Origin of the sequence: Pedobacter quisquiliarum, from assembly GCF_014642175.1 — a bacterium.
In the GTDB taxonomy this organism is placed as follows: Bacteria; Bacteroidota; Bacteroidia; order Sphingobacteriales; family Sphingobacteriaceae; genus Pedobacter; species Pedobacter quisquiliarum.
This window is the reverse complement of sequence record NZ_BMIL01000001.1, coordinates 12,711-28,672: the sequence shown is the minus strand read 5'-3', so window position 1 is coordinate 28,672 and position 15,962 is coordinate 12,711. Positions and strand designations below refer to the sequence as shown.

At 44.0% G+C, this 15,962-nt stretch carries 14 protein-coding genes; 11 read left to right on the top strand and 3 right to left on the bottom strand.

Annotated elements, in window-relative coordinates; genetic code table 11:
• Positions 1–303 precede the first annotated feature (303 nt).
• The 8 genes from IEW69_RS00115 to IEW69_RS00080 all read left to right on the top strand — a co-directional run bounded on the left by IEW69_RS00115 (position 304) and on the right by IEW69_RS00080 (position 8,166).
• On the top strand, positions 304–1,182 hold the full coding sequence (locus IEW69_RS00115; RefSeq protein ID WP_188624789.1) for a cell division protein FtsX: 879 nt from the start codon (positions 304–306) through the stop codon (positions 1,180–1,182).
• Positions 1,182–1,406, top strand: coding sequence for a DUF3098 domain-containing protein (locus tag IEW69_RS00110; protein ID WP_188624788.1), 225 nt, complete (start codon positions 1,182–1,184; stop codon positions 1,404–1,406). Before IEW69_RS00115 ends, IEW69_RS00110 begins: the two co-directional genes overlap by 1 nt.
• Positions 1,407–1,415: 9 nt before the next feature.
• Positions 1,416–2,210, top strand: a complete 795-nt coding sequence (locus tag IEW69_RS00105; protein ID WP_188624787.1) for an undecaprenyl-diphosphate phosphatase — start codon at positions 1,416–1,418, stop codon at positions 2,208–2,210.
• A complete protein-coding gene (gene truB / locus IEW69_RS00100) occupies positions 2,210–2,938 on the top strand; it encodes a tRNA pseudouridine(55) synthase TruB (protein WP_229663468.1) in 729 nt (242 codons plus the stop codon). Before IEW69_RS00105 ends, truB begins: the two co-directional genes overlap by 1 nt.
• 2 nt (positions 2,939–2,940) lie before the next feature.
• Entirely contained in the window at positions 2,941–3,804 is an 864-nt protein-coding gene (locus IEW69_RS00095; RefSeq protein WP_188624786.1) for a YitT family protein, read from the top strand.
• Positions 3,805–3,814: 10 nt separating this feature from the next.
• The gene (locus IEW69_RS00090; protein WP_188624785.1) at positions 3,815–4,753 is read left to right on the top strand and encodes a bifunctional riboflavin kinase/FAD synthetase; all 939 of its coding nucleotides are present in this window, start codon (positions 3,815–3,817) and stop codon (positions 4,751–4,753) included.
• Positions 4,754–4,824: 71 nt separating this feature from the next.
• Complete coding sequence (locus IEW69_RS00085) at positions 4,825–7,047, top strand: cation:proton antiporter (RefSeq protein WP_188624784.1); 2,223 nt, start codon at positions 4,825–4,827, stop codon at positions 7,045–7,047.
• A gap of 78 nt (positions 7,048–7,125) precedes the next feature.
• Positions 7,126–8,166 carry a DUF2157 domain-containing protein gene (locus IEW69_RS00080; RefSeq protein WP_188624783.1) on the top strand — a complete coding sequence of 347 codons (1,041 nt, stop codon included), beginning with the start codon at positions 7,126–7,128 and terminating at the stop codon, positions 8,164–8,166.
• 1 nt (position 8,167) lies between these two features.
• Here IEW69_RS00080 and IEW69_RS00075 read toward each other — a convergent pair whose 3' ends face one another.
• Both IEW69_RS00075 and uvrA read right to left on the bottom strand, forming a co-directional pair.
• Positions 8,168–8,770 (bottom strand): LysE family transporter, encoded by a 603-nt coding sequence (locus IEW69_RS00075; RefSeq protein ID WP_308420541.1) that lies wholly within the window; start codon positions 8,768–8,770, stop codon positions 8,168–8,170.
• 35 nt (positions 8,771–8,805) lie between these two features.
• Entirely contained in the window at positions 8,806–11,607 is a 2,802-nt protein-coding gene (gene uvrA / locus IEW69_RS00070) for an excinuclease ABC subunit UvrA (RefSeq protein WP_188624781.1), read from the bottom strand.
• A gap of 265 nt (positions 11,608–11,872) precedes the next feature.
• On the opposite strand from uvrA, the gene IEW69_RS00065 reads away from it, so the two are divergent.
• From IEW69_RS00065 to recA, 3 genes are all read left to right on the top strand, one after another.
• Positions 11,873–12,448 (top strand): RNA polymerase sigma factor, encoded by a 576-nt coding sequence (locus tag IEW69_RS00065; RefSeq protein ID WP_188624780.1) that lies wholly within the window; start codon positions 11,873–11,875, stop codon positions 12,446–12,448.
• 429 nt (positions 12,449–12,877) lie between these two features.
• Positions 12,878–13,552: an endonuclease III gene (gene nth / locus IEW69_RS00060; protein ID WP_188624779.1), complete on the top strand. Its 675-nt coding sequence runs from the start codon at positions 12,878–12,880 to the stop codon at positions 13,550–13,552.
• A gap of 131 nt (positions 13,553–13,683) precedes the next feature.
• A complete protein-coding gene (gene recA / locus IEW69_RS00055) occupies positions 13,684–14,697 on the top strand; it encodes a recombinase RecA (RefSeq protein WP_188624778.1) in 1,014 nt (337 codons plus the stop codon).
• A 227-nt stretch (positions 14,698–14,924) separates the two neighbouring features.
• Here recA and tsaD read toward each other — a convergent pair whose 3' ends face one another.
• Entirely contained in the window at positions 14,925–15,926 is a 1,002-nt protein-coding gene (tsaD, locus tag IEW69_RS00050; RefSeq protein WP_188624777.1) for a tRNA (adenosine(37)-N6)-threonylcarbamoyltransferase complex transferase subunit TsaD, read from the bottom strand.
• Between the last annotated feature and the right edge of the window lie 36 nt (positions 15,927–15,962).

Genomic DNA, 15,962 nt, shown 5'->3' with positions numbered 1-15,962 from the left:
AAACAAGCTTAAGCCAACAGGCAAGCAAAGACAGCCATAACAGGGTCTCCACAGGGCCCCAACAGGGGGCATACAGGGGGTTAACAGGGCCCTGACCTTGTGATCCCCCTGCCTACTCCTTGTACGCTTATGCCCGGGCCTGGTCATCCCTGCCCCTCCTGTTAAGATATGTTAATGTTTATGGCCGTCAATTTAAAATGTCTTAGTTTTACCTTTAAGCATTTTAAAAACAGGCATTAAAGGGATATAATTTACTTTACTCCCTTATATTTTTTTATTTTCGCAAAACATAAACAGAAATACATGGAAGAATTTGAAGTAAGCGATGCTTCTAAGAAGACTAAAACCATCTACATATCCACCATTTTCAGTATTGCATTGGTGCTACTCATGCTGGGCATGCTGGGCTTGATACTTGTTCACGCGAAAAACCTTTCCAACTATGTGAAAGAGAACATCGTACTAAACATTATCGTAGATGAGGGTGCGAAAGAAGCCGATGTATTGCAACTGCAGAAAGAACTTGATGCGAATGTAGCCATTAAGCAGACACAGTATGTAAATAAGGAGCTTGCTGCCAAAAATCTGACAGATGACCTTGGTGAGGACTTCGTAAACTTCCTTGGGTATAATCCGCTACTCTCTACTGTTGATGTTTATTTGAAAGCAGATTACGCGAACAATAAAAGCATAGAGACGCTAAAAGCACAGCTGGCCAAAAATCCAGTGGTAAAAGAAGTTATCTACCAAAGCTCCCTGATTGACATGGTGAATCAGAACATCAATACCATTAGCTTAATCATTCTGGCTTTCGCAGGTATTCTATTACTGATTTCCATTGCCCTGATCAACAATACGATCCGTCTGGCGATATACTCACAACGATTCCTGATTAAAAGTATGCAGCTGGTTGGTGCAACACGGAATTTCATCCGTAAGCCATTCATCCTGATTGCGGCACTTCATGGACTAATTGCGGCATTAATTGCCATCATCATCCTGCTTGGCGTGTTGTTCTATGCACAAAGAGAGATTCCAGAGATTGTAATTCTGAGAAATTATACCGAATTCGGTATCGTTCTACTCTTTTTGGTGGGTGTTGGCATATTCATTACCGCCATTAGCACGCATTTTGCTGTTACGAGATACTTAAGATTAAAAATTTACGATCTATATAGATAATGTTAGAAAGAAAAACTCCTCCTGTACATCAGGATACCAAGCATGAAATGGTTTTTACCAAAAAGAACTACCAGTTACTGATCATCAGCATGCTGATCGTTGTCTTTGGATTCATCCTGATGATTGGTGATACCGATATCTATGATGTTCGCAAGACTTTAATTGCACCAATGGTTGTTTTATTTGGATTTGGTTTCGGCGTTTACGCTGTTTTAAAAAAATAAGCGTAATACATGACTTATCTACAAGCACTGATCCTTGCAATTATCGAAGGATTAACAGAATTTTTGCCCGTATCATCCACCGGCCACATGGTTATTGCAAGCTCTATCATGGGCATCGGTGATGATGAATTTGTAAAACTATTTGAAGTTGCCATACAACTGGGTGCCATCCTCGCTGTTGTTGCACTATACTGGAAGAAATTCATCAACTTCAGCAAATGGCAGTTTTACGTGAAGCTATTGATTGCCGTAATACCAGCCTTATTCTTTGGATTCATCCTGAATGATTTTATTGACAATACCCTGGGTAATCCAATCTTCATTGCCGTTGTGTTACTTGTCGGCGGTGTAATCCTCTTGTTTATCGACCGTTTCTTTAAAAACCCAACCATACATGATGAGCAGGACATGAGTAATATGACCGCTTTTAAGATTGGCTGTTTTCAGGTACTTGCAGTTGTATTCCCAGGATTAAGCAGAAGTGCAGCAACCATCATCGGTGGTATGCAGCAGAAGCTATCCCGTAACGCTGCGGCAGAGTTCTCTTTCTTCCTGGCTGTACCAACGATGTGTGCAGCAACAGGTTACAAACTTTTAAAAGGCCATGAACTTTTAAATGCGGAAAACATTAAGTTGCTTCTTTTTGGTAATGTTGTTGGTTTTATTGTTGCAATTATTGCAATCAGATCATTTATCGGTTACTTATCCAAACACGGATTTCGTATTTTTGGCTGGTATAGAATTGCAGTAGGAATTATTATTCTTACGCTGTACTTCGCCAATGTACCACTCGTAGTCGCCTAATGTCTGAAATTATAGAAATGCCGGTTCCGGCAACAACTTTCCCGACCTTCAATTTTGCTGAAGGTGAACTCCTGCTCATCAACAAGCCCTATAAATGGACCAGCTTCGATGTGGTTGGGAAGCTAAGAAACTCCTTTAAACCACTAAAACTTAAGGTCGGCCATGCCGGAACCTTAGACCCATTGGCCACTGGATTATTGATCATCTGCACGGGTAAACTAACCAAGCAGATCGACACCTTTCAGGCACAGGAGAAAGAATATACCGGTACCATGATCCTTGGGGCCACAACGCCTTCCTTTGACATGGAAACGGAAGTCGATCAGGAATATCCAACAGCGCACCTGAACGACGAACAGATTTATGCCGCAACCGCAGCTTTTATAGGCGACATACAACAGTACCCGCCTGCACACTCTGCAGTAAAGGTAAACGGTGAGCGCCTCTATGTGAAAGCCAGGCTTGGGGAGAAAACGGAACTCCGCTTGCGTAACGTGACGGTCTCTGCTTTTGAGATTACACGCATTGCTTTACCTGAAGTCGATTTCCGCATTGTTTGCAGCAAGGGCACTTACATCCGGTCGCTCGTTTCTGATTTTGGTACCGCTGTAAATAGTGGCGCATACCTCTCAAAGCTAACCAGAACCCGTAGCGGTGATTTTCTATTGGAAAATGCCTTTGAAGTTCAGGATCTTGTAGCCCATATCCGTAGTCTTAAACAAGCGTAACAATGCCTAATCATGCAGAAAGCAAGTATTTCCATCTGATCAAGGAGATATTGTTTATTGGAGGAGGTGTCACATCAGCCTGCTTTGGACTGAAAAGCTTCTTGATGCCGAACGGCTTCATTGACGGGGGTGTAACAGGTATTTCCCTGCTGGTGACCACGCTGACAAGCTTTAAACTGCACTACCTGATCGTATTAATCAATATTCCATTTGTGATTCTCGGCTATCATCAGATTGGCAAGTCATTCGCAATTAAAACCACTGCAGCCATCGTTCTATTATCCATTATGCTGGTTGTTGCACCATTTGAACCCATCACCCATGATAAATTGCTGATCGCCTTTTTTGGTGGTCTGTTTCTGGGTGCCGGCATTGGATTGGCCATGCGGGGTGGCTGTGTAATCGATGGAACGGAAGTCCTTGCACTATACATCAGCAGAAAAAGTGTGCTTACTGTCGGGAACATCATCTTGATGCTGAACATTCTCATATTCTGCTTTGCCGCCGCGCTTATTAACATTGAGACGGCTTTGTACGCCATTCTTACCTATCTATCCGCCTCCAACACCATCGACTATATTGTTAATGGCATTGAGCAATACACCGGTGTGACCATCATTTCCGATAAAAACGAAGAGATTAAGTCGTTCATCATCAACGATATGAAACGTGGTGTGACCATTTACAAAGGTGCAGGTGGTTATGGCGTTAAAAAAGACATTGATATTGTTTACACGATTGTCACGAAAATTGAGATGAGCAAATTGCAAACCGCCATCAGACAGATTGATGCTGATGCATTTGTGGTGCAACAACAGATTGCAGACCTCAAAGGCGGTGTAGTAAAAAAACATGCCTTACATTAAACATCAAGCTTTGAAAATATATCATCATTTATCCGATTTCAAGAAGTTAGAAAACGCTGTTGTTACGATAGGTACTTTCGACGGCGTGCATTTTGGGCACCGCAAGATCGTAAGCCGTTTGGTGGAGACCGCAAATGCAACAGGTGGAGAGACGGTTATTTTAACGTTCTTTCCGCATCCCCGTCTGATTATTGATCCTGAGAACCAGGAGCTAAAGATGATTAATACCATTAATGAAAAAGCTGCAATCCTGGAATCTCTGGGCGTAAACCACCTGATCATTACCCCTTTTACCCGGGATTTTTCCAATTTGAGTCCAGACGAGTACATCAACCAGGTGCTGGTTGACACCATCGGCGTTAAACACATTATCGTGGGCTACGACCATCGCTTTGGAAAGGATCGCAAAGGCTGCATGGAAGATTTGATAAATGCGGGCAAAGTGCAGGGCTTTGATGTGGAAGAGATACCAGAGCAGGACATTCATGATGTTGCCGTTTCTTCAACCCAGATTCGCAGGGCGTTGCTGAGCGGTGATGTTGCCCTCGCCGCAACCTACCTCGGTTATCACTTTAGCCTTAAAGGAAGGGTTATTAAAGGAGACAAGATCGGGCGGACCATTGGTTTTCCAACCGCCAACATCTTTGTTGAAGAGAGTTATAAACTTATTCCGGCGGATGGCATCTATGCGGTAACGGTAGACCTTAACGAAGGTAGCTTCAAAGGCATGGCATATATCGGACAGCGACCGACCATTAACGGCATGACGCGCAATATTGAAGTGAACATCTTCGACTTCAGCCAGGAGATTTATGGACAGGATATCACGATGACTTTCATGGAATTTTTGCGCCATGATGTTAAGTTTACAGGACTTGAAGCATTGAAGGTCCAACTGCAACAGGATAAAGAAGACACCCTCGCTTTTTTCAATAAAATGTCGAATTAAGGTCAAGGGCGCCTTTTCCCGATCAAAAAAGCTCGCATTTTCCTTATATTAGGCCAAACTGCAATCTTTTTATGAGCCATCTCCCAGTCTTAATCATCGATCTTGCCTTAATCCTTGCTGCTGCTGGTGTAACGACACTCTTGTTCAAGAAAATTAAGCAGCCGCTTGTTCTGGGCTACATTCTGGCCGGACTGCTTGTTGGTCCGCACATAAAATTTATTCCAACCGTTACCGATAATGAAAGCATCCACATTTGGGCAGAAATCGGGGTAATCTTCCTGTTGTTTAGTTTGGGACTTGAATTTAGTTTTAAGAAGCTGGTGAAAGTCGGGGGTTCCGCTTCCATTACTGCAGTTGTGGAAGTCGTTTCCATGTTGCTCATCGGTTTCGTTGCCGGGCTAGCCATGGGCTGGTCTACCATGGACAGCATCTTTCTCGGCGGTATACTTTCCGTTTCGTCCACGACAATCATCATCAGGGCTTTTGAGGAGCTCAATGTTAAACACAAGAAATTTGCAGGGCTGGTTTTCGGGGTGCTCATTGTAGAAGATCTTGTGGCCATTTTGCTGTTGGTTTTGCTATCTACACTCGCGGTGAGCCAGCAGTTTGCCGGTGTGGAAATGCTTACCTCCATTCTGAAGCTTTGCTTCTTTCTGGTGCTCTGGTTCATCGCCGGTATCTTCCTGATCCCTACTTTCCTGAAGAAAACCAGGAAGCTGATGAATGATGAAACCATGCTCATCGTTGCCATCGCACTCTGTCTGCTTATGGTTCTAATTGCCGTTAAGGTGGGCTTCTCTGCTGCGCTGGGTGCCTTTATCATGGGGTCCATACTGGCAGAAACCACACAGGCGGAACACATTGAGCACCTTACCAAATCTGTAAAAGATCTGTTTGCTGCGATATTCTTTGTTTCTGTGGGTATGCTGATCGACCCGCGCATCTTAATTGACTATGCTGTACCTGTGCTGATCATTACCCTTGCGACCATCTTGGGTAAATTCCTGAGCTCTGGTCTGGGTGCGCTGATATCCGGGCAACCGCTTAAAACAGCCGTACAAACGGGTATGAGCCTTGCACAAATCGGGGAGTTTTCCTTTATCATAGCCACACTTGGCGTATCGCTGAAGGTAACCAGCGACTTCCTCTACCCGATTGCAGTTGCGGTGTCGGCTATTACCACCTTTACGACACCATACCTGATCAAGGCTTCCGAGCCCTTCTATCTGTTTCTGGAGCGTACACTACCAAAGAAATGGGTAGCAGCATTGCAACGTTACAGTAGTTCCACGGCAGGTATTACAACCCTGAGCGACTGGAAGATTCTCCTGCGCGCGTACATTACCAATACGGTTATACACTCGGTAATTCTTGTGGCACTGGTATTTTTAGGTTCCAGGTATTTACAGCCTTTCATTACCGAGCACATTATTAATGGCGACAGAGGCATCATCATCAGTTTGATCTTAACCTTAATTCTGATGGCACCATTTATATGGGCACTTTCGATTAGAAGGATGCAACGTACGGCCTACTCCCACTTATGGCTGAATAAGAAATACACCCGTGGACCGCTCATTGCGCTTGAAGTCCTCCGGATTGGATTGGGCACCTTCTTCGTGGCTTTCCTGATCTTCCAGTTCTATGATACCTTTGTGGCCACACTGATTGCCATAGCCATAATCATAGCGGGCATATTTGTATTTTCCAGAAAGCTGCAAAGCTTTTATGACAGATTGGAGAACCGGTTTTTGGGCAACCTGAATGCCAGGCAGGCACAACATGCGCAACCAGAGATTTTGCCATGGGACACGCACTTAACGGAACTTATTGTTTCTCCGGATTCGGTGCTTGTTGGACAAACCCTGGTTGATCTCGCCGTGCGCGAGAAGTATGGGATTAACATCGCACTCATTGAAAGGGGAAAACGTATGATTCCGACGCCAAGCCGTGATGAGCGGTTATATCCACATGATAAGGTGCTCATCATCGGCAGTGACGATCAACTTGCAACGGTAAAGCCATTGTTCGAAGGTCAGGGCGATCCCCATGAAGAGCATGATTTTCCTAAAAATGAGATGACCCTGCAAAAGGTTGTGATCAATAGTCAGTCGCCCATTTACCAGCAAACCATTCGCGATTCTGGTATCCGCGAGAAATCACAGGGCCTCGTGGTGGGGATAGAACGCAAAGGTATCCGAATCCTGAACCCCGATTCTAATCTGGTGTTTGAAAATGAAGACATCGTCTGGATCGTTGGAAATCACAAAAAGATTCCGGAGCTCCTGAAATAGAATTCTTATTATTGTACAAAGAGATCAAATTAACGCTTCGCGGATGTCTTACGCTGCCGCAAAAATTTACCTTTTAGCATGAAAATAGACCAGGAGAAAAGTGAGTTCCTAGACGAAATGCTCGATCACTGGAAAGCGGAACGGCTGCTTACTGAAGAGGATGTCAGACGCCTAAAGAACAGCTATGAAGCCAAGTCGTTCGACTGGCGACGCCTTGCGCAGTATTCTTTCTGGATCGCTATGGCCTGTGGGGTAATTTCCCTGGGCGCCTTGTTGATAGACAAAGACATCCTGATTTACTTAGAAAAGTTATATGAGACGCCTGATATTCTGATCAGCCTGCTCTCTGCCGGTGCCGCTGGTATTCTCTACTACTTTAGTTTTAAGCGTAAGAAGAGTCATACTTCGCAGGTTTTCAGCAATGATGCCATGATTTTCTCCGCAGTGATGCTAACGGCAAATGCCATTGCCTACCTCGGGAAAAGCCTTGGCAAGGGTGATTCGAACTACCCACTACTGATCCTGTTTTCGGTATTTGTTTATGGCTGCCTTGCCTTCGTTTTCCGGTCGCGACTAATCTGGATCTTTGTGCTGATTTCACTGGGTGCCTGGTATGGGACAGAAACCGGGTACCTCTCCCGCTGGGACATGTATTTTGCCGGCATGAACTATCCTTTGCGATTTGTGGTGTTTGGCTTCGTGGTCACCGCCGCAGCTTTGCTGTTACGTAAGGTAAAAGCATTTGAGTTCTTCCAGCCCACAACGTACATCTGCGGCATGATTTACCTGTTTGTCTCGCTTTGGCTGCTTTCGGTGTTTGGTAATTACGGCGACCTGGAAGAATGGGCAGCTGTTAGGCAACTCGATATGTTCTATTGGGCAATCATTTCGGCTGCAGTATGTGCCATCAGCATCTTTGTTGGCCTGAAGTACCGCGATGATATTGCCAGAGAATTTGGCATCACCTTCCTGTTTCTAAACCTATACACCAGGTACTTCGAATATTTCTGGGACAGCTGGCACAAAGCACTGTTCTTTTGTGTACTGGCAGCCTCGTTCTGGGTTATTGGTCGCCGGGCGGAAAAGATCTGGAACCTGGAATTTCTGAAAAACAAATAAGCTAGACTTTTATGATTTGCTCGTAGACGACCTTAATGAGGTGGTATGCCGATAATGCAAAAAACAGGATGGCGATGGATTTATTGATCACGTAACTGCTTAAGGTAAACTTCTCCTGAATGTACTTCGCAAACCTTGCGAATCCATAGAGAACAATGCCTGCTCCTATACCGGAACCAATGCTGAAGATGCTGAGTGAAAGTGTGCCAGTATTGATCCAGTCGTGTGAAATCAGGTAAGTACCGAGGAACAACCAGTAAGGCACCTGCATGGGGTTCAGCACGCCTAGAAGGATGCCATAACGTACGCTGTCTTTATTGGAGGTATCTGTTTTCGGCATCTCTTTCCTGGAGCGCCAGGTGATGAAACCGAGCACCAGGAACACGACGATCATGGCGATGTCTATGATGCGGTCCAGCTCCATGCTGCTTGCAAACCATTCCACAAAACGCATGATCACGAAGGTGAACAGCATCTCCACAATGGAGAAGGAAATGATAAAGTAGTATGCTTGTTTTAACCCCTTGTTGAGCGCGATCTGCGCGGCGGTGAGGTTGATGTTTCCCGGAGGAATATAACCCACAGCATTGCATACTATTCCCAATAAAAGCGTTAAAACAAGCATGGCCGAAGATACTATTATTTAAGATGCTCGGTCAGATACTTACCCGTGTAGGATCCTTTGTGCTTGATGAGTGCCTCTGGGGTACCTTCAAAAACGAGGTTACCGCCCTGATCACCACCTTCCGGACCAATGTCTATCACCCAGTCTGCCGACTTGATCATGTCCATATTGTGTTCAATGACCAGGATTGTATTGCCTTGCTCTATCAGTGTGTTTAAAGCGACAAGCAGCTTCTTGATGTCATGGAAGTGAAGCCCCGTTGTTGGCTCATCAAAAATGAACATGGTCTTGCTGGCATTGTTCCCTTTGATGAGGAATGAAGCAAGTTTGATACGCTGCGCTTCACCCCCGGAAAGGGTATTTGACGACTGGCCAAGATGTACGTAACCCAGTCCGACATCAACCAGCGGTTGCAACTTATTGATGATCTTCTGCTCATTTTTAAAGAAGTCCAGCGCCTCGTCTATGGTGAAATCCAGGATGTCGGAGACGTTCTTGTCTTGGTAAGTGACATCCAGCACTTGCTGTTTGAACCTCCTGCCTCCGCAGGCTTCGCAAGGCAAATAAATATCGGCCATGAACTGCATTTCGATCTTCACTTCACCTTCGCCTAAACATACGTCACAGCGGCCGCCCTCTACGTTGAAGGAATATGCCGCAGGTTTTAAGCCAGCTGCTTTGGATGCCGGTAATGCGGCAAATAGGGCTCTGATATCGTCCCATGCCTTTACATAAGTAACGGGATTTGATCTTGAAGATCTTCCGATTGGGTTCTGGTCTACAAGCTCCACCTGGCTAACCAGGTCGGTGTTCCCGAAAATACCATCGTAAGCACCGGTTTGCTCACCTGCATAGTTCCCGATCGCTTTCTGCAAAGCCGGGTACAGAATCTTTTTGACCAGACTTGTTTTTCCCGATCCGGACACGCCACTCACAACAGTAAAGACGCCCAGTGGGAACTTCACGTCTATGTTTTTCAGATTGTTTTCCCTGGCACCCTTAATCAGGATGTGGTCCTGCCATTTACGGCGCATGCCTGGAATGGCAATGCTTTCTGCTCCAGAAAGGTATTTACCGGTAAGGCTTTTTTTATCCTTGATGATTTCTTTGTAGGCCCCGCTGAAAACAAGATTTCCGCCATGCGTACCTGCTTCCGGTCCGATATCGATGATGTGATCGGCCGCCTTCATCATCTCCTCCTCGTGTTCTACAACGAGTACGGTGTTACCTACATCTCTGAGGGAAAGCAGCACTTCGATCAGTTTGTTGGTATCCCTCGGGTGTAAACCAATACTCGGCTCATCAAGTACGTAAATAGAACCCACCAGACTACTGCCGAGGGAGGTTGCCAGATTGATACGCTGAGACTCCCCACCGGAAAGCGTATTTGACAAACGGTTCAAGGTTAAATAGCCCAATCCCACGTTGTTCAGGTACAAAATGCGGTTCACAATCTCGGAAAGAATTCTTTTGGAGATCTTTTTATCGGTATCGGAAAGTTCGAGCTTATCAAAGAAGGACTGAATGGTTGATAAAGGCATAAGCACCACATCGAGAATAGATTTACCGCCGATTTTAACATAGGAAGCATCTTTTCTAAGGCGTGTACCTTTACAATCCGGACAAACTGTTTTTCCGCGGTAACGCGAAAGCATTACGCGGTATTGTATTTTGTAAGTATGGGATTCGAGTTCTTTGAAGAAGGCATCCAGGCCTTCGAAGTATTTGTTTCCGGTCCACAGTAGCTGCTGTTGTTTTTCCGTAAGCTCGCTGTACGAACGGTGGATGGGGAAGTTGAACTTATCTGCATGTTGGATAAGTTTATTGACCCACTCGCGCATTTTTTCACCGCGCCATGGCGCAATGGCATTGTCATACACGCTTTTACTCTTATCTGGAATAACCAGATCTTCATCAATGCCGATCACATTTCCGTAACCCTCGCACCTTTTGCAGGCACCGTAAGGGTTGTTAAAACTGAAAAAGTTTGGTGTAGGTTCTTCGAAGCGAATGCCATCAAGCTCAAAGCGGTCACAAAAGTGATTAACTTTATTTTCGTGTTCCACGAAGCAGTCACCTTTGCCTTCGAAAAAAGCAGTTTGTACCGAGTCCGCAATCCGGCTGAGCGTTTCTTCATCATCACTAACGACGATGCGATCGATTAAGATCTTCACGGTTTCTGTATCTGTAAGCTCACGGTCTTTGAAACTTTCATCCTCAAGGATGGCTTCAATTTTATACAGCTTGTCATTCAGGTACACCCGGAGGAACCCTTTCTGCAAAAGCACTGCAAGCTCTTCTTTTATCGACCTATTATTATGTGGATGCAAAGGGCAGAAAACGGTGGCTACAGCATCATTCCCAAGCTTGGTGATGAAGTCGACCACGGTTGACACCGTATCCTTTCTTACAATTTCACCCGACTCCGGAGAATATGTTTTTCCGATACGGGAAAACAGCAGCTTGAGGTAGTCGTATATTTCTGTTGAAGTGCCAACCGTTGACCGTGGGTTTGAGGTAATGACTTTTTGTTCGATGGCGATTGCTGGTGCAATGCCTTTGATGTAATCTACATCGGGTTTATTCATGCGGCCCATGAACTGGCGGGCATAGGATGAAAGGCTTTCGACGTAACGGCGCTGACCTTCAGCGTAAAGGGTGTCAAATGCCAGTGATGATTTTCCAGACCCGGACATACCAGTTATCACAACAAGTTTGTTTTTGGGGATGGCGACATCGATGTTTTTGAGGTTGTGCACCCTGGCCCCTTTGATGATAATATTTCTATGTGGATCTTTCTCTAGTTCTTTACTCATTTATCTCTCCTGGATGATTGCAAATATAACCCAATTAACTTAAATTAAGTTTTTTTGCAGGCTCGCAATAAACTGGCCCGAACTTGAACATTTAGCATTTTTTAACACTTCTTTGGCGATATTGTGGAAAAAAAATGCTTCTTTTGAAAAAGCATAACACAATAAATTGTAAACCCATCATAAACCCAATAAGGAGAAACGCTATAGATTAAAACTCTACTAAATATTTTTTAGCAAAAGCAAGGAATTTAGTATGAAAGCTCCTATGAAGTTACAGTTAAACAGTGACCAGGATTTAGTGAAGTTATACCTTAACGGTGATGAATCAGTGTTGGAGGAACTTTTACGAAGACACAAAACCAAAATATACACTTCTATTTATTTGTTGGTTAAGGACCAATATCTCGCAGAAGATATTTTTCAGGATACCTTTATCAAGGTTATCAACACACTTCGCTCCGGTCGTTATAATGAAGAAGGTAAATTCTTACCCTGGGTATTGCGCATCGCACATAACCTGGTAATCGATTATTTTAGAAAAGAAAAACGTACGCCGGTAATTACCAGCGCAGATGGAACGGACATTTTAAGTCTGCTGCAGGTTAACGAAGAGAGTGCGGAAGATCGTTTGTTGCGTGAACAAACACATGCAGACTTACGTGCAATGATCCATTTGCTGCCGGATGAACAAAAGGAGGTGCTGATTATGCGCCACTATGCCGATCTGAGTTTTAAAGAGATTGCAGACCTTACAGAGGTAAGCATAAACACAGCGTTGGGCCGTATGAGGTACGCCTTAAGCAACCTGAGAAAAATGATGAAAGTTAAGGAAGTGACTTAATTCATAAATACACAATTTTTTAACACTGAGGGTAAAATAAATGTTGAGTTGTTGCGTTTTGATATAAAACTTAAAAACAATTTGATGCTTATGATAAAAACCTTTACTACAACGAATTGTGTAAACATTTTACATCAATCACAGGAAACGTGTAATGCACATGATATGGATGAATCAGATGTAAAAATTTATGAAAGTCTAAAGCCGGAACTGGACAAGTTGTTCTACACACCCTCCGATGAACTTATAGACCGCATCCTGGCTTATTCAAAAACCAGCCTTTAAGAACTGAAGCTGCCCTAAAGGCAGCTTTTTTGTTTTTAGGCTTTTTAAGCGAGCAGTTGCAAACCATGCATGCTGGTGTTTGTTTAAGCGTGGTAATATTCCCTGTCTTATACTTACAGACGCGCTTAGTATTTATATTTGCCTATGCTTAAAAAAGAAAGGTATCAGCAGTTTGTGACGCACTTTGCCGCTAAGCAGCCCGATGCCGAAACTGAACTCCATTATAACAATCCTTATCAGCTGCTCGTAGCCGTTATACTCTCGGCGCAGTGCACAGACAAGCGGATTAACCAGGTTACGCCAGCCCTGTTCCAACGCTTTCCGGATGCCCGTGCGCTGGCCGATGTAACTCCGGATATTGTATTTGATTACATCAGGAGTGTAAGTTACCCGAACAACAAAGCAAAGCACTTGGTGGGTATGGCGCAGATGTTGGTTCGCGATTTCAACAATCAGGTACCTTCTGATGTTAAGGAGCTGCAGAAGCTTTCAGGTGTAGGTCGGAAGACGGCAAACGTGATTGCTTCAGTTGTTTATAATGCACCCGCGATGGCCGTAGATACACATGTGTTCCGTGTTTCCCGACGCGTCGGGTTAACTAATGGTAAAACAGTGCTGGCGGTGGAAAAGGACCTGGTTAAGAACTTACCCGAGGAACTCATATACATCGCACACCATTGGCTTATTCTGCACGGACGATATGTGTGCGTGGCGAGATCGCCTAAATGCAGCATCTGCGAAATCACCCACATGTGCAGGTATTATGAGCGGATTACAAAACCAACTAAGAAAATTAGTTTAGATGCAGAACAATTATAATTATTTAAGTGTCAAAGGTTTTTTATTGCTAAAATAAATTGTACTTTTGCTAAAGTAATTAGCAGCAACATTTTGAATAATTGTTTTTTAAAACAATAAATATTCTATATTTACTCAAAGGATTTAACAATATGAACCCAAACGCAGAAAAATTAAAAGCATTACAGCTTACCCTGGATAAGTTAGAGAAGTCTTATGGCAAGGGTACTGTGATGAAACTTGGCGATGCCGCAATAGAACAAATTGAGTCGATCTCTACAGGTTCTATCAGCCTGGACATTGCTTTAGGTATCGGTGGTGTACCTAAGGGCCGTGTAATTGAAATCTATGGTCCGGAATCATCTGGTAAAACAACATTAGCGACACATATTATAGCGGAAGCACAAAAGAAAGGTGGCGTTGCAGCATTTATTGATGCAGAGCACGCTTTCGACAAGTTTTACGCAAAGAAATTAGGGGTTGACGTAGAGAACCTGTTGATTTCTCAACCTGACAATGGAGAGCAGGCGCTTGAAATTGCAGACAACCTTATCCGTTCTGGTGCAATTGACGTAATCGTTATTGACTCTGTAGCGGCCTTGGTACCAAAAGCGGAGATTGAAGGCGAAATGGGTGATTCTAAAATGGGCTTACAAGCACGTTTGATGTCTCAGGCATTACGCAAGCTGACCGGTACGATTGCAAAGACAGGATGCTGCTGTATCTTCATCAACCAGTTGCGTGAAAAGATTGGTGTGATGTTCGGTAACCCGGAAACCACTACTGGTGGTAACGCATTGAAGTTTTATGCTTCTGTACGTTTAGATATCCGCAGAACTTCCCAGATTAAAGATTCAGATGAAGTATCTGGTAACAGGATTAAAGTTAAGATCGTAAAGAATAAAGTTGCTCCACCTTTCCGCATCGCGGAGTTTGACATCATGTTCAACCAGGGGATTTCAAAAGTTGGTGAGATCATTGACCTTGGTGTTGATTTCAACATCGTGAAGAAAGCTGGCTCATGGTTCTCTTATGGAGACACCAAACTTGGTCAAGGTCGTGATGCTGTCAAACAACTATTGTTAGACAATCCAGAACTATCTGACGAGATCGAAGCAAAGATCAGAGAAGAAGTTACCGGTGAGAAACTTGAAGAAAAAGAATAAAGGTTTACCGGATAATCTTTTTTAAAAAGATTGTATTGATCTTCTTAAAAAAGATTTACTGGATATCTTCTATAAAACAATAAAGGCCCCACATCTATTCGATTTGGGGCCTTTTGCTTTTGTACCAGTAAGGAAATCTATGGCGATAGTTAAAAACGATATGACCTTTAGGCCCTACGCTGTATTGCTCATGGACTGTAATGCCTGCTCTATACTAATATTCGCTTCTAAAAAGGCATTCTGGAGAGCGGCGCTACATCCTGCCCTACGAAATCTTTGTTTAAGTACTTGTAATGCGCTGCGATGGCAATCATTGCTGCATTATCCGTACAATACTGGAACTGCGGGATGTAGGTGGTCCAGCCCAATTCTGTTTCCATCTGCTTTAACGCAGCACGCAAACCTGAGTTTGCAGAGACCCCGCCGGCGATTGCAATGTCCTTGATGTTGTACTGCAAGGCTGCTTTCTTGAGCTTGGTTAAAAGGATCTGTACAATACTATGCTGCACGGAGGCGCAAATATCATCCAGATGTGTTGGAATAAAATCCGGATTTTCCTTAACATGATCTCTGATAAAGTACAAAATAGCCGTTTTGAAACCGCTAAAGCTGTAATCAAGGTCTTTAATCTGTGGTACTGGAAACTTGTAAGCCAGTGGATTGCCAAGCTTCGCATGTTTGTCAATCAGAGGGCCTCCAGGATATGGAAGGTTCAGGATCTTCGCCGTTTTATCGAAGGCTTCGCCCGCGGCATCATCCAACGTTTCACCAACAATTTCCATGTCAAAGTAGTCTTTCACCAGTACAATCTGGGTATGCCCACCCGACACCGTAAGGCAAAGGAATGGGAAGGCTGGTTTAGGATCATCAATGAAGTGCGCCAGGATGTGCGCCTGCATGTGGTTAATGGAAATCAGGGGAACATTGAGCGCCAGTGCAAATGACTTGGCAAAAGAAACACCCACCAATAAAGCACCCAATAAACCAGGACCCTGCGTAAAAGCAACGGCATTGATATCTTTTTTGTCGACCTTGGCATCTGCTAAGGCCTGATGGATTACAGGCACTATATTTTGTTGGTGAACACGTGATGCAAGCTCAGGAATGACACCCCCATAATTTTGGTGAATTGTTTGGTTTGCTATAACATTGGACGTAATTTTACCGTTGTTACAGACAGCAACGGATGTTTCATCACACGAAGACTCGATAGCAAGAATTATAGACACGATTTTTATTTATTAAGCTACAAAAATATCAAAAAA

What these genes read in the sequence shown, in the direction of transcription:
- IEW69_RS00105 (WP_188624787.1), top strand. Translation starts at nt 1,416, where the DNA reads ATGACTTATCTACAAGCACTGATCCTTGCAATTATCGAAGGATTAACA.
- IEW69_RS00095 (WP_188624786.1), top strand. Translation starts at nt 2,941, where the DNA reads ATGCCTAATCATGCAGAAAGCAAGTATTTCCATCTGATCAAGGAGATA.
- recA (WP_188624778.1), top strand. Translation starts at nt 13,684, where the DNA reads ATGAACCCAAACGCAGAAAAATTAAAAGCATTACAGCTTACCCTGGAT.
- uvrA (WP_188624781.1), bottom strand. Translation starts at nt 11,607, where the DNA reads ATGAGTAAAGAACTAGAGAAAGATCCACATAGAAATATTATCATCAAA.
- IEW69_RS00110 (WP_188624788.1), top strand. Translation starts at nt 1,182, where the DNA reads ATGTTAGAAAGAAAAACTCCTCCTGTACATCAGGATACCAAGCATGAA.
- nth (WP_188624779.1), top strand. Translation starts at nt 12,878, where the DNA reads ATGCTTAAAAAAGAAAGGTATCAGCAGTTTGTGACGCACTTTGCCGCT.
- truB (WP_229663468.1), top strand. Translation starts at nt 2,210, where the DNA reads ATGTCTGAAATTATAGAAATGCCGGTTCCGGCAACAACTTTCCCGACC.
- IEW69_RS00115 (WP_188624789.1), top strand. Translation starts at nt 304, where the DNA reads ATGGAAGAATTTGAAGTAAGCGATGCTTCTAAGAAGACTAAAACCATC.
- IEW69_RS00080 (WP_188624783.1), top strand. Translation starts at nt 7,126, where the DNA reads ATGAAAATAGACCAGGAGAAAAGTGAGTTCCTAGACGAAATGCTCGAT.
- IEW69_RS00065 (WP_188624780.1), top strand. Translation starts at nt 11,873, where the DNA reads ATGAAGTTACAGTTAAACAGTGACCAGGATTTAGTGAAGTTATACCTT.
- IEW69_RS00085 (WP_188624784.1), top strand. Translation starts at nt 4,825, where the DNA reads ATGAGCCATCTCCCAGTCTTAATCATCGATCTTGCCTTAATCCTTGCT.